10 protein-coding genes are annotated in these 12,719 nt (G+C 71.2%); all 10 read left to right on the top strand.

Going from position 1 to position 12,719, the window contains the following annotated elements:
• The first annotated feature begins 292 nt into the window (after positions 1-292).
• Positions 293-1,792, top strand: a complete 1,500-nt coding sequence (locus ACIP98_RS15440; protein ID WP_401976304.1) for a bifunctional folylpolyglutamate synthase/dihydrofolate synthase — start codon at positions 293-295, stop codon at positions 1,790-1,792.
• 24 nt (positions 1,793-1,816) lie between these two features.
• Positions 1,817-2,152, top strand: coding sequence for a DUF4233 domain-containing protein (locus ACIP98_RS15435; RefSeq protein WP_319661335.1), 336 nt, complete (start codon positions 1,817-1,819; stop codon positions 2,150-2,152).
• Between the two features lie 84 nt (positions 2,153-2,236).
• On the top strand, positions 2,237-2,650 hold the full coding sequence (gene ndk, locus ACIP98_RS15430) for a nucleoside-diphosphate kinase (RefSeq protein WP_319661334.1): 414 nt from the start codon (positions 2,237-2,239) through the stop codon (positions 2,648-2,650).
• Between the two features lie 310 nt (positions 2,651-2,960).
• Positions 2,961-3,980 (top strand): rod shape-determining protein, encoded by a 1,020-nt coding sequence (locus ACIP98_RS15425; protein ID WP_319661577.1) that lies wholly within the window; start codon positions 2,961-2,963, stop codon positions 3,978-3,980.
• A gap of 121 nt (positions 3,981-4,101) precedes the next feature.
• Entirely contained in the window at positions 4,102-5,058 is a 957-nt protein-coding gene (gene mreC, locus ACIP98_RS15420) for a rod shape-determining protein MreC (RefSeq protein ID WP_319661333.1), read from the top strand.
• On the top strand, positions 5,055-5,663 hold the full coding sequence (mreD, locus tag ACIP98_RS15415; RefSeq protein WP_319661332.1) for a rod shape-determining protein MreD: 609 nt from the start codon (positions 5,055-5,057) through the stop codon (positions 5,661-5,663). Before mreC ends, mreD begins: the two co-directional genes overlap by 4 nt.
• Positions 5,660-7,867 (top strand): penicillin-binding protein 2, encoded by a 2,208-nt coding sequence (gene mrdA, locus ACIP98_RS15410; protein ID WP_401976192.1) that lies wholly within the window; start codon positions 5,660-5,662, stop codon positions 7,865-7,867. The genes mreD and mrdA overlap by 4 nt, the downstream gene beginning before the upstream one ends.
• Complete coding sequence (gene rodA, locus ACIP98_RS15405) at positions 7,864-9,060, top strand: rod shape-determining protein RodA (protein ID WP_319661330.1); 1,197 nt, start codon at positions 7,864-7,866, stop codon at positions 9,058-9,060. Before mrdA ends, rodA begins: the two co-directional genes overlap by 4 nt.
• A gap of 60 nt (positions 9,061-9,120) precedes the next feature.
• Entirely contained in the window at positions 9,121-10,662 is a 1,542-nt protein-coding gene (locus ACIP98_RS15400) for a CYTH and CHAD domain-containing protein (protein ID WP_319661329.1), read from the top strand.
• Between the two features lie 121 nt (positions 10,663-10,783).
• Positions 10,784-12,709, top strand: coding sequence for a TIGR03960 family B12-binding radical SAM protein (locus tag ACIP98_RS15395; RefSeq protein ID WP_401976188.1), 1,926 nt, complete (start codon positions 10,784-10,786; stop codon positions 12,707-12,709).
• Positions 12,710-12,719: the final 10 nt, after the last annotated feature.

Raw genomic sequence — 12,719 nt, 5'->3', positions numbered from 1 at the left:
CCGTGGGGGGGGGGGGGGCGCCCCCCCCCCCCCCCCCCCCCGCCCCCCCCGGCCCCCCCGGGGGGGGCGGGGGCGGGGGCCCCCCCCCCCCCCCCCCCCCCCCGGGGGGCGCCCGGGGGCGGGGGGGCGGGGGGCGGGGGGGGGGGGGGCGCCCCCCCCCCCCACGGCCCGGACCGGTCCGCCCGGTTCGTAGACTGGGGGTGTGAGTACTTCGCGCCCCGGCAACGGCCACGACCCCGACCACGACCTCGATGACGAGTCACCCCTCTCCGACCCGCTGACCGCGCTCGGCCTGAACGCCGAGGCCGGCGACGGCGGCTACGACGAGGAGGACGAAGAGGCCGGGCCCGTCCGCGAGGCCGACCTCGCGGTCATCGAGGCGGGCAGCCGCACCCTGCGGGCCGGGGGACCGGTGGCCCAGGAGGACGACGTCCCCGGCCGCCCGGCCGACCCGGAGCTGGACAAGGCCCTGCGCGAGGTCGAGACGGAGCTGGCCGGCCGCTGGCCGGAGACCAAGCTGGAGCCGTCGCTGGACCGTATGACGGCCCTGATGGACATCCTCGGCGAGCCGCAGCGCGCGTACCCCTCGATCCACATCACCGGCACCAACGGCAAGACCAGCACCGCGCGCATGATCGAGCAGCTGCTGCTCGCCTTCGACCTGCGCACCGGCCGGTACACCAGTCCGCACGTGCAGTCGGTGACCGAGCGCATCAGCCTGGACGGGCGGCCGATCGCGCCGGAGACGTTCATCGAGACCTACCGCGACCTCCAGCCCTACGTGGAGATGGTCGACGCCTCGCAGCCGCACCGCATGTCGTTCTTCGAGGTGATGACGGGCATGGCCTACGCGGCCTTCGCCGACGCACCGGTCGACATCGCGGTCGTCGAGGTCGGCATGGGCGGCAGCTGGGACGCCACCAACGTCATCGACGCCACCGTCGCGGTGGTCACCCCGATCTCGCTGGACCACACCGACCGGCTCGGCTCCACGCCGGGGGAGATCGCGGTGGAGAAGTCCGGGATCGTGAAGAAGGACGCCACCGTCGTGCTGGCGCAGCAGCCGGTCGAGGCCGCGCAGGTGCTGCTGGAGCGCGCGGTGGACGTGGGGGCGACGGTGGCCCGGGAGGGCATGGAGTTCGGCGTCGTGCACCGTGAGGTCGCGGTCGGCGGGCAGTTGCTGACGCTGCGCGGCCTGGGCGGCGAGTACGAGCAGGTGTTCCTGCCGCTGCACGGCGAGCACCAGGCGCACAACGCGGCCGTGGCGCTCGCCGCCGTGGAGGCGTTCTTCGGCATCGGCAGCGAGCACGACCGCACGCTGGCCGTCGACACGGTCCGTACGGCCTTCGCGGGCGTCACCTCGCCGGGCCGGCTGGAGGTCGTCCGCCGCAGCCCGAGCGTGGTGCTGGACGCGGCGCACAACCCCGCGGGCGCGCGGGCGGCCGCGGGCTCGCTGGCGGACGCGTTCGGCTTCACCCATCTGGTGGGTGTCGTCGGCCCCAGCGGCGACAAGGACGTGCGCGGGCTGCTGGAGGCCTTCGAGCCGGTCTTCGCGGAGGTCGTGGTGACCCAGAACTCCACGCCTCGCGCGATGGACGTGGACGAACTGGCCGCGCTCGCGGTCGAGGTCTTCGGCGACGAGCGGGTGCAGGTCGAGCCGCGCCTGGACGACGCCATCGAGGCGGCGGTCACACTGGCCGAGGAGCAGGGGGAGTTCTCCGGCGCCGGGGTACTGATCACCGGATCGGTGGTCACCGTGGGAGAGGCCCGGCTGCTGCTGGGCCGCAAGTGACGAGCGAGAAGCGGAACAAAGCGGATGCGGACCCTGTGCGCCAGCACTCTGATCGGTGAATTCTTCGTGATCGGCTTCGCGGGGCTGGTCGCGATGAAACAGCCGGACCTGTCGGCGGGCAGCGTGTGGGCGGTCTGCGGTGTCGCCATGGCACTGTGCGTGCTGCTCTGCGGAATGCTGGGCCGCCGCGGCGGTCTGACGGTCGGCTGGGTGCTCCAGGCAGGACTGGTCCTGAGCGGGCTCGTCCTGCCGGTGATGTTCTTCCTCGGCCTGGTCTTCGCCGCGCTGTGGTGGGCCGCCGTCCACTACGGCCGGAAGGTCGACCAGGCCAAGGCGGCCCGGGCGGCGCGGACGGCCTGACCAGTGCCGAGGGGGTGGGCCGTGGCGCACACCGGCGCCCGGTAATGTCGTCGTACCCGCTACCCCGCACATAGGAGTCACACCGTGTCGCAGCGCACCCTCGTCCTTCTCAAGCCGGACGCCGTTCGTCGCGGCCTGGTCGGCGAGATCCTCGGCCGCATCGAGCGCAAGGCCGGCTGGAGCATCACCGCGCTGGAGCTGCGCACGCTCGAGCGGCAGGTCCTGGAGCAGCACTACGCCGAGCACGTGGGCCGGCCCTTCTACGAGCCGCTGATGGAGTTCATGGCGGCCGGTCCGTCCGTCGCCCTGGTGGTCGAGGGCGAGCGGGTGATCGAGGGCGTGCGCGCGCTGGCCGGCCCGACCGACCCGATCGCGGCCGCGCCCGGCTCGATCCGCGGCGACTTCGGCACCATCGTCCGGGAGAACCTGATCCACGCCTCCGACTCCGAGGAGTCCGCCGAGCGGGAGATCAAGATCTTCTTCCCCGGTCTGGCCTGATCCTTCCCGTCGTTCGCCCCGGATTCCCCGCTGACGCCCGATCAGCGCAATGGGTGGCCGGAAATTTCCCGGCCACCTCGCGGCATATGCCGGTCGTACGGGGGAACCAATTCCGCCGACACGGCGTCACCATTGCCGGGGGCGGGTGTGCGTTCTGACGACAATGGCGGCGGATCCCTGACCCCGCGCCCCGGCAGGCGCGACTAGGATGGAATCTCCGCTCCTCAGGCTTCGCGCTCAGCGCCCCGCCGTGCTCACCCCCACACTGCTCCAGCTCGGGAAGGCCAGACGTACCCTCATGGCGAACAACATGTCGTTCATCGGCCGTGACATGGCTGTCGACCTCGGCACTGCCAACACGCTGGTGTACGTCAGGGGTCGCGGGATCGTCCTCAACGAGCCGTCCGTCGTCGCCATCAACACCAATACGGGCGGCATCCTCGCGGTCGGCTCCGAAGCGAAGAAGATGATCGGCCGGACCCCCGGCAACATCGTCGCGGTCCGTCCTCTCAAGGACGGGGTGATCGCCGACTTCGAGATCACCGAGCGCATGCTGCGCTACTTCATCCTCAAAATCCACAAGAGGCGCTACCTGGCCCGTCCGCGGGTCGTGGTCTGCGTTCCCTCCGGCATCACCGGCGTCGAGCGCCGCGCGGTCATCGAGGCCGCCACTCAGGCCGGCGCGCGCCAGGTGCACATCATCGAGGAGCCGATGGCGGCCGCGATCGGCGCCGGGCTCCCGGTCCACGAGGCGACCGGCAACATGGTCGTCGACATCGGCGGCGGCACCACCGAGGTCGCCGTCATCTCGCTCGGCGGCATCGTCACCGCGCAGTCCATCCGGGTGGCGGGCGACGAGCTGGACAACGCGATCATCCAGCACATCAAGAAGGAGTACAGCCTTCTGCTGGGCGAGCGCACCTCGGAATCGATCAAGCTCACCATCGGCTCGGCCTTCTCCGTCGACGACGAGGAGCACACCGAGATCCGCGGTCGCGACCTGGTCTCCGGTCTGCCCAAGACGGTGGTCATCTCCGCCGCCGAGGTGCGCAAGGCCATCGAGGAGCCGGTCAACGCCATCGTCGACGCGGTCAAGACGACCCTCGACAAGTGCCCGCCCGAGCTGTCCGGCGACATCATGGACCGCGGCATCGTCCTGGCCGGCGGCGGCGCGCTGCTGCGCGGTCTGGACGAGCGCCTGCGCGCCGAGACGGGCATGCCCATCCACATCGCCGAGAACCCGCTCGACTGCGTGGCGCTGGGCGCCGGCAAGTGCGTCGAGGAGTTCGAGGCGCTCCAGCAGGTCCTGGACGCGCAGCCGCGCAGGTGAGTTCGCACGATCCTTCGTACGGGCGAACTCCCGCCCGTACGCCGGATCGTTCTCCTCTCCGGCACGGCACAACGGGCCCACGGCCCACACGCTCTGACGAGGAAGGCACGGACTGGCCCCCGTGAGGGACACACGAGAGAGCCGGCTTCTGCTGGTGCTGCTGGTGGCGATCGCGTTCGCGCTGATCACCGTCGACATCCGCGGGGGAGAGGACTCACCGCTGGACGGTGCCCGGTCCGCCGCGTCCGCCGTCTTCGGCCCCGTGGAGAACGGGGTCGCGGCGGCCGTCGATCCGGTGGACAACGCGGTGGACGCGGTACGCGACTCCGGCGGCCGCAGCAGCCGGATCAGCGAACTGGAGCGGGAGAACGCCGAGCTGAAGCAGCAGCTCGGCAGCAAGGACGCCACGCGCGCCCGCGCCCGCGAACTCGACAAGCTGCTCAAGACCGCCGGGGCCGGCCAGTACCGCGTCAAGGGCGCACAGGTCATCGCCATAGGAGCCGCGCAGGGCTTCTCCTGGACGGTCACCATCGACGCCGGCGCCAACGACGGTATCGAGCGCGACATGACCGTCATCAACGGCGACGGGCTGGTCGGCCGGGTCACCACCGTCGGGCCGTCCACCTCCACCGTGCTGCTCGCCTGCGACCCGGACTTCACCGTCGGCACCCGCCTGGAGAAGTCCTCCGAACTCGGCTTCGCCAGCGGCCAGGGCAACCGCCCCATGCAGGTGCAACTGCTCAACGGCAAGGCCCACGTGCGGAACGGCTATCGGCTGGTCACCTTCGGCTCGCAGGCCGGCAAGCCGTTCGTGCCCGGTGTCCCGGTCGGCACCGTGACCAAGGTCGAGCGCGCGGGCGGCGGCCTCACCCGCACCGTCGAGGTCACCCCGTTCGTCCGGTTCACCCAGCTCGACATCGTCGGCGTCGTGATCCAGGGCCCGCGCAAGGACCCCCGCGACTCCGTGCTGCCCGCGGGCCCGAAGCCGATCCCGACGGTCACCGTCACGGTGACGCCGAGCGGCAGCCCCTCCGGGTCCCCGCAGTCCTCGCTCGACGGGCAGGAGGAGATCCGATGAAGCGCGTGCTGCTCTCCACCGGCCTGGTGGTCGCCGCCATGGTGATCCAGGTGTGCGTCCTGGCCCGGCTGCACCTGCCCGGCGCGGTGCCCGACCTGCTGCTCCTGGTCGTCCTCGGCCTCGCACTGACGTACGGCCATGTCGCGGGAGCCCTCATCGGGTTCGGCGCCGGCCTGCTCGCCGACCTCGCCCCGCCCGCCGACCACGCCGCCGGGCGCTACGCGCTCGTGCTGTGCGTCATCGGCTACGCCGCGGGCCTGGCCAAGCCCGACAGCGGCCAACTGCGCTCGGCCACCCGGCCGATGCTCGTGGTCGTCGCCGCGGCCATCGGCTCCACCGTGCTGTACGCGGCCGTCGGCGCCCTCGTCGGCGACACCGCGGCGCAGCATGTGGGCCTGGGCAAGCTGCTGTTCACCGCCGCCCTGTACGACCTGCTGCTCGCGCCGTTCACCGTGCCCTGGATCATGGGCCTGGCCCGGCGCCTGGACAACGACCCGCTGGCCGACGACGCCTCCGCGTCCGGCTTCGGCGCCCGCATCGGCGGGCAGCGCCCGAGCCTGCTCGGCAAGGTGGGCAGCGTCGCCAAGGGAGGGCGACGGCTGTGAGCAACATCCCCGAGACCGGCCGCACGCCCCGCGTCACCATCCGGCTGGTGGTCCTGCAGATCCTCGTGCTGTCGCTGCTGTTCACCCTCGGCGGCCGCCTGTGGTTCCTCCAGATCCGCGACGGCGACCAGTACACCGCGCAGGCCAACAGCAACAACGTCCAGGAAGTCGTCACCCCCGCCGTGCGCGGGGCGATACTGGACGCCAAGGGCGTGCCCCTGGCCGACAACGAGACGCGCCTGGTGGTCTCCGCCAGCCGGACCGACCTGCTCAAGCAGAAGGACGACGGCCGGGCGGTACTGACCCGGCTGGCGTCGGTGCTGCACATGCAGCCGGACGAGGTCCGCAAGAAGGTGCGGCTCTGCGACTCGCAGACCCCCAAGCCGTGCTGGAACGGTTCGCCCTACCAGCCCATCCCCATCACCGACGAGGCCACCACCCAGCAGGCGCTGCAGATCATGGAGCGCCGCGAGGACTTCCCCGGCATCACCGCGGAACCCACCGCCGTGCGCCGCTACACCTCGCCGTTCGGGGCCAACGCCTCCCAGGTGCTCGGCTACCTCTCGCCCGTCACCGACGACGAGATCACCGACGCCGAGAAGGAGGGCCGGTCGCTGCTGCGCTCGGACCAGATCGGCCGTTCGGGTCTGGAGCGCACGTACGACACCCAGCTGCGCGGCACGGCCGGCGTCACCCGCTACGAGGTGGACAACCTCGGCCGGGTCATCGGCAAGGCCGGCGAGACCCCCGCCGTGCCCGGCAGCAACCTGGTGACCAGCATCGACGCGCGTGTCCAGGCGGTCGCCGAGAAGGAACTGGACCAGGCGATGAAGGTCGCCCGCAAGACCTTCGACACCGTCACGGGCAGCTACTACAAGGCGGACTCCGGCGCGGTCGTCGTCATGGACGTGCACACCGGCCAGGTCATCGCCATGGCCAGCGCGCCGACGTACGACCCCAACGTCTGGGTCGGCGGCATCTCGGCCAAGGACTACGCCAAGCTCACCGGCAAGAAGTCCAACTTCCCGCTGCTGAACAGGGCCATACAGGGTCAGTCCGCCCCCGGTTCGACGTTCAAGGCGATCTCCACCTCAGCCGCGGTCAAGGCCGGCTACTCCATCGACGGGCACTACCCGTGCCCGTCGTCGATGACCATCGGCGGCCGTGTCTTCAACAACTTCGAGGGCGAGAGCGCCGGCGAGATCACCCTGGCGCACGCGCTGGAGATCTCCTGCGACACCGTCTTCTACCACCTGTCCTACGACCAGTGGCTCAAGGACGGCGGCACCAAGCCCAAGAAGCACCCCGCGGACTGGTTCTACAAGACCGCCAAGGCGTACGGCCTGGGCTCGGTCACCGGCATCGACCTGCCCTCCGAGGTCACCGGCCGCATCCCCGACCGGCAGTGGAAGCGCGACTACTACGAGGCCAACAAGACCTACTGGTGCAAGGTCGCCAAGAGCGACAAGCAGGACTACGCGAGCCAGATCGCGCGCGAGAACTGCGTCGACGGCTACGTGATGCGTGCCGGTGACTCGGTCAACTACGCCATCGGCCAGGGCGACACGCTCGTCACCCCGATCCAGATGGCCCGCATCTACTCGGCCATCTCCAACGGCGGCAAGCTGTACCAGCCGACGATCGGCAAGGCGATCATCAGCGCCGACGGCAAGACGATCACCAGGATCAAGCCGAAGGTGACGGGGCAGGCCCCGGCGAGCGCGAAGACCCTGAAGTACATCAACCAGGCCCTGGAAGGCGTCGTCACCAGCGGTACCGCGGCCTGGCGCTTCAACGGCTGGCCGCAGGACAAGATCACCCTGCATGCCAAGACCGGTACCGCGGAGGTCGCCGGCAAGCAGACCACCTCGTGGTTCACGACGTACTCCAAGGACTACGCGGTCATCATGACGATCTCCCAGGGTGGTACGGGTTCCGGTGGTTCCGGTCCGGCCGTCCGTGCCATCTACGAGGCCATGTACGGCGTCCAGAAGGACGGGTCGATCGACAACAGGAAGGCGCTGCTCCCGCACCCCGAGACCGCGCTGCCCAAGATCACCGCGGACGGCACGATCCAGACCCGAAAGGCTGCCTGGGACATGCCCGCCCTGCCGTCCGCCCCGGGCGACGCCGTGTTCACCGCCGCCGCGCTGCCGCCGGACCGCACCGAGAGGTTCCTGCTGGGCAGGAGGTACGGGGCATGAGCACGAGCGGTTACACGATGCGGCGCTTCACCCCCGAGCGGGGCGCCCTCGGCAAGCTCATGGCGCGCGACTCGATAGTGCGCCGGATGGACTGGGTCCTGCTCGGCGCGGCGCTCGCGCTGTCGATGATCGGCGCCGCCCTGGTGTACTCGGCGACCCGCAACCGCACCGAGCTCACCCACGGCGACCCGCTCTACTTCCTGCTGCGGCACCTGCTCAACACCGCGATCGGCTTCGGCCTCGCGGCCGGCACCGTGGCGCTCGGCCACCGCCGGCTGCGCGGGGCGGTGCCGGTGCTGTACGCGATCTCGGTCCTGCTGGTCCTGGCCGTTCTGACCCCGGTCGGGTCGACGGTCAACGGCGCGCACGCCTGGATCGTGCTCGGCGGCGGCTTCTCGCTGCAGCCGTCCGAGTTCACCAAGCTCACCATCATCCTGAGCATGGCGATGATGCTCTCCGCGCGGGTGGACGCCGGGGACCGGCTCCACCCGGACCACCGCACCGTGGCCCAGGCCCTCGGCTTCGCCATACTGCCGATGGCCATCGTCATGCTGATGCCCGACCTCGGCTCGGTCATGGTCATGGCGGTCATCGTGCTCGGTGTGCTCCTCGCCTCCGGCGCCTCCAACCGCTGGGTGCTCGGCCTCATCACGGCGGGCGCCGGCGGCGCCGTCGCGGTGTGGCAGCTCGGCGTCCTGGACCAGTACCAGATCGACCGCTTCGCCGCCTTCGCCAACCCCGCCCTCGACCCGGCGGGCGTCGGCTACAACACCAACCAGGCGCGCATCGCGATCGGCTCGGGCGGACTGCTCGGCAAGGGCCTGTTCCACGGCAGCCAGACCACCGGCCAGTTCGTGCCGGAACAGCAGACCGACTTCGTCTTCACCGTGGCGGGGGAGGAGCTCGGCTTCGTCGGCGCCATGCTCATCATCGTCCTGCTCGGCGTCGTCCTGTGGCGGGCCTGCAAGATCGCGCGCAACGCGACCGACCTGTACGGCACGATCATCGCCGCCGGCGTCGTGGCCTGGTTCGCCTTCCAGGCCTTCGAGAACATCGGGATGACCCTCGGCATCATGCCGGTCGCCGGTCTGCCGCTGCCCTTCGTCTCGTACGGCGGATCCTCGATGTTCGCGGTCTGGGTCGCGGTCGGGCTCCTCCAGGCAGTGAAGATGCAACGCCCCATGTCGGCCTGACCCGGCCCGCCAGGTGAGCGCACCATTGCGGCACACCCAACCCCCGATTACCGTCCAGACATGGGCAAGCGTGTCGCGGAGACCGAGCGCAAGTACGAGGCCGCCGGGCGCAGCCGGGAGCCGGACCTGGACGGACTGCCGGATGTGGCGTCCGTCCGGGTCATGGAACCGGCCGAGCTCGACGCGATCTACTACGACACCCCCGACCTGCGCCTGGCGACCCGGCGCGTCACCCTGCGGCGGCGCAGCGGGGGCGACGACGCGGGCTGGCACCTGAAGCTCCCCACGACCCTCGCCGACACGCGCACCGAGGTCCACGCGCCGCTCGGCAAGCAGGGACGCAAGGGCGGCCCGCGCGTCCCCGCGGCTCTGGCCGACGAGATCGCCGTCGTCGTCCGCGGCCGGGAACTCGTCCCCGTCGTGCGGCTGCGCACCACGCGCGAGCGGGTCCGGCTGCTGGACGCCCACGGCGACGCGCTGCTGGAGATCGCCCGCGACCACGTCACCGCCGCCGTCCTCGACAGCGGCGGGCACCCCACCTCGGAGACCACGTGGGACGAGGTGGAGGCCGAACTCGTCCACGGCGGCACGGCGCTGCTCGACGCCCTGGAGAAACGGCTCGCCAAGGCCGGGCTGCGACGCTCCGACAGCCCCTCCAAACTCGCCCGCGCCCTCGGCGACCGCCTGGCGGCGGCTCCCCGGCCGTCCGCGCCGCCCGCGTCCGTCGACACCGTCGGCGACGTGGCGATGACCTACGTCCACCAGCAGGTCGACGCCATCGCGGCCTGGGACCCCGCCGTCCGCCGCGACGAGGCGGACGCCGTGCACCAGATGCGGGTCTCCACCCGGCGGCTGCGCAGCGCCCTGAAGAGCTTCCGCCGCGAACTCGACCGCCGGGCCACCGACCCGATCGGCGACGAACTCAAGTGGCTGGCCGGAGTGCTCGGCCTGGAACGCGACCGCGAGGTGCTCGCGGAACGCCTCCGGGACCGCCTCGACGACCTGCCCGGCGACCTTGTCGCCGACGACCTGACCGAACGCGTCGGGGGCGACGCCCCCGTCCACGAGGGCGCCCGCGCGGAGCTCCTGCGGGAACTCGGCGGGCCCCGCTACTTCCGGCTGCTCGACACGCTCGAGTCCCTGCTCGCCGGCCCCCCGTACCTCGACCGCGCCGGCGCACCGGCGGCCGAGGCCACCGCCAAGGCCGTCAGCCGGGACCACAGCCGCCTGCGCAAGCGCGTCGAGCCCGCGCTCGCCATGGACCGGGGCCACGAGCGCGACCTCGCCCTCCACGAGGCCCGCAAGGCCGCCAAGCGCGCCCGCTACAGCAGCGAGGCCGCCCAGGCCGCCCCCGGCCTCCGCAAGCCCGCCAAGAAGCACACCAAGCGCATGAAGTCCGTCCAGCAGCTCCTGGGCGAGCACCAGGACAGTGTCATCTGCCGCGAAGCCGTCGTCCGCCTCGCCGAGGACGCCCGCACGGCCGGCGAGGACACCTTTCCCTACGGCGTGATGTTCCAGCTCGAACGCGACCTCGCCGACACGGCGGAGGACGCACTGCCCAAGGCCTGGAAGAAGGCCGACCGCGGCAGCCTCGCGGGGTGAGCCACCGCCTCCCGCGGGGGTTCCCCGGCCGGAGGCGGGGACCCGTGGGCGGCGGGGGAGCCGACCGTGACGCGTTACGCTGAATGGTCACCACCCTGCCAGCTCACGAAAGACACCTCTCATGCCTGTCGAGTCGGTCTTCCCTCGCCTGGAAGCGCTTCTCCCCCACGTTCAGAAGCCCATCCAGTACGTCGGCGGAGAGCTGAACTCCACCGTGAAGGACTGGGACTCCTGTGACGTCCGCTGGTCTTTGATGTACCCGGACGCCTACGAGGTCGGCCTCCCCAACCAGGGCGTCATGATCCTCTACGAGGTGCTCAACGAGCGCGAGGGCGTGCTGGCCGAGCGCACCTACAGCGTCTGGCCGGACCTGGAGGCGCTGATGCGGGAGCACGGCGTCCCGCAGTTCACCGTGGACGCCCACCGCCCGGTGAAGGCCTTCGACGTGCTCGGCCTCAGCTTCTCCACGGAGCTCGGCTACACGAACATGCTCACCGCCCTGGACCTCGCGGGCATCCCGCTGGAGGCCAAGGACCGCACCGAGGACGACCCGGTCGTCCTCGCGGGCGGCCACGCGGCGTTCAACCCCGAGCCGATCGCCGACTTCCTGGACGCGGCCGTGATCGGCGACGGCGAGCAGGCCGTGCTGGAGATCACCGACGTCATCCGGGCCTGGAAGGCCGAGGGCCGCCCCGGCGGCCGCGACGAACTGCTCTTCCGGCTGGCCCGCACCGGCGGGGTGTACGTGCCGAAGTTCTACGACGTGGAGTACCTGGCCGACGGCCGGATCGCCCGCATGGTGCCCAACCGCTCCGGTGTGCCGTGGCGGGTGTCCAAGCACACCGTCATGGACCTCGACGAGTGGCCGTACCCCAAGCAGCCGCTGGTCCCGCTCGCCGAGACCGTGCACGAGCGCATGTCCGTGGAGATCTTCCGCGGCTGCACCCGCGGCTGCCGCTTCTGCCAGGCAGGCATGATCACCCGCCCGGTGCGCGAGCGCAGCATCACCGGCATCGGCGAGATGGTCGACAAGGGCCTGAAGGCGACCGGCTTCGAGGAGGTCGGCCTGCTGTCGCTGTCCTCCGCGGACCACACCGAGATCGCCGACGTCGCCAAGGGCCTCGCCGACCGGTACGAGGAGGACAAGATCGGCCTGTCCCTCCCGTCCACCCGCGTCGACGCCTTCAACATCGACCTGGCCAACGAACTCACCCGCAACGGGCGCCGTTCCGGCCTCACCTTCGCCCCCGAGGGCGGCTCCGAGCGCATCCGCAAGGTCATCAACAAGATGGTCTCGGAGGAGGACCTGATCCGCACCGTCGCCACCGCCTACGGCAACGGCTGGCGCCAGGTGAAGCTGTACTTCATGTGCGGTCTGCCCACCGAGACCGACGAGGACGTCCTGCAGATCGCCGACATGGCGAAGAACGTCATCCAGAAGGGGCGCGAGGTCACCGGCCAGAACGACATCCGCGCCACGGTGTCGATCGGCGGCTTCGTGCCCAAGCCGCACACCCCGTTCCAGTGGGCCCCGCAGCTCGGCGTCGAGGAGACGGACGCGCGCCTGGAGAAGCTCCGCGACGCCATCCGCGGCGACCGCAAGTACAGCCGCAACATCGGCTTCCGCTACCACGACGGCAAGCCCGGCATCATCGAGGGCCTGCTCTCCCGCGGCGACCGCCGGGTCGGCGCCGTCATCCGCGCCGTCTACGAGGACGGCGGCCGCTTCGACGGCTGGCGCGAGCACTTCAGTTACGACCGCTGGGCCCGCATGTGCGAGAAGATGCTCCCGGAGCAGGGCGTCGACCTCGCCTGGTACACCACCCGCGAGCGCACCTACGAGGAGGTCCTGCCCTGGGACCACCTGGACTCCGGCCTGGACAAGGACTGGCTCTGGGAGGACTGGCAGGACGCCCTCGACGAGACCGAGGTCGACGACTGCCGCTGGACGCCGTGCTTCGACTGCGGGGTGTGTCCTCAGCTGGACACCCATATCCAGATCGGCCCGACCGGCAAGAAGCTGCTGCCGCTGACGGTCGTCAAGTAGCGCCCCCGGA

This window comes from Streptomyces sp. NPDC088354 (genome assembly GCF_044753585.1).
GTDB lineage: Bacteria > Actinomycetota > Actinomycetes > Streptomycetales > Streptomycetaceae > Actinacidiphila.
The sequence above is the reverse complement of the archived record's forward strand: the minus strand, read 5'-3'. Positions and strand labels throughout refer to the sequence as shown.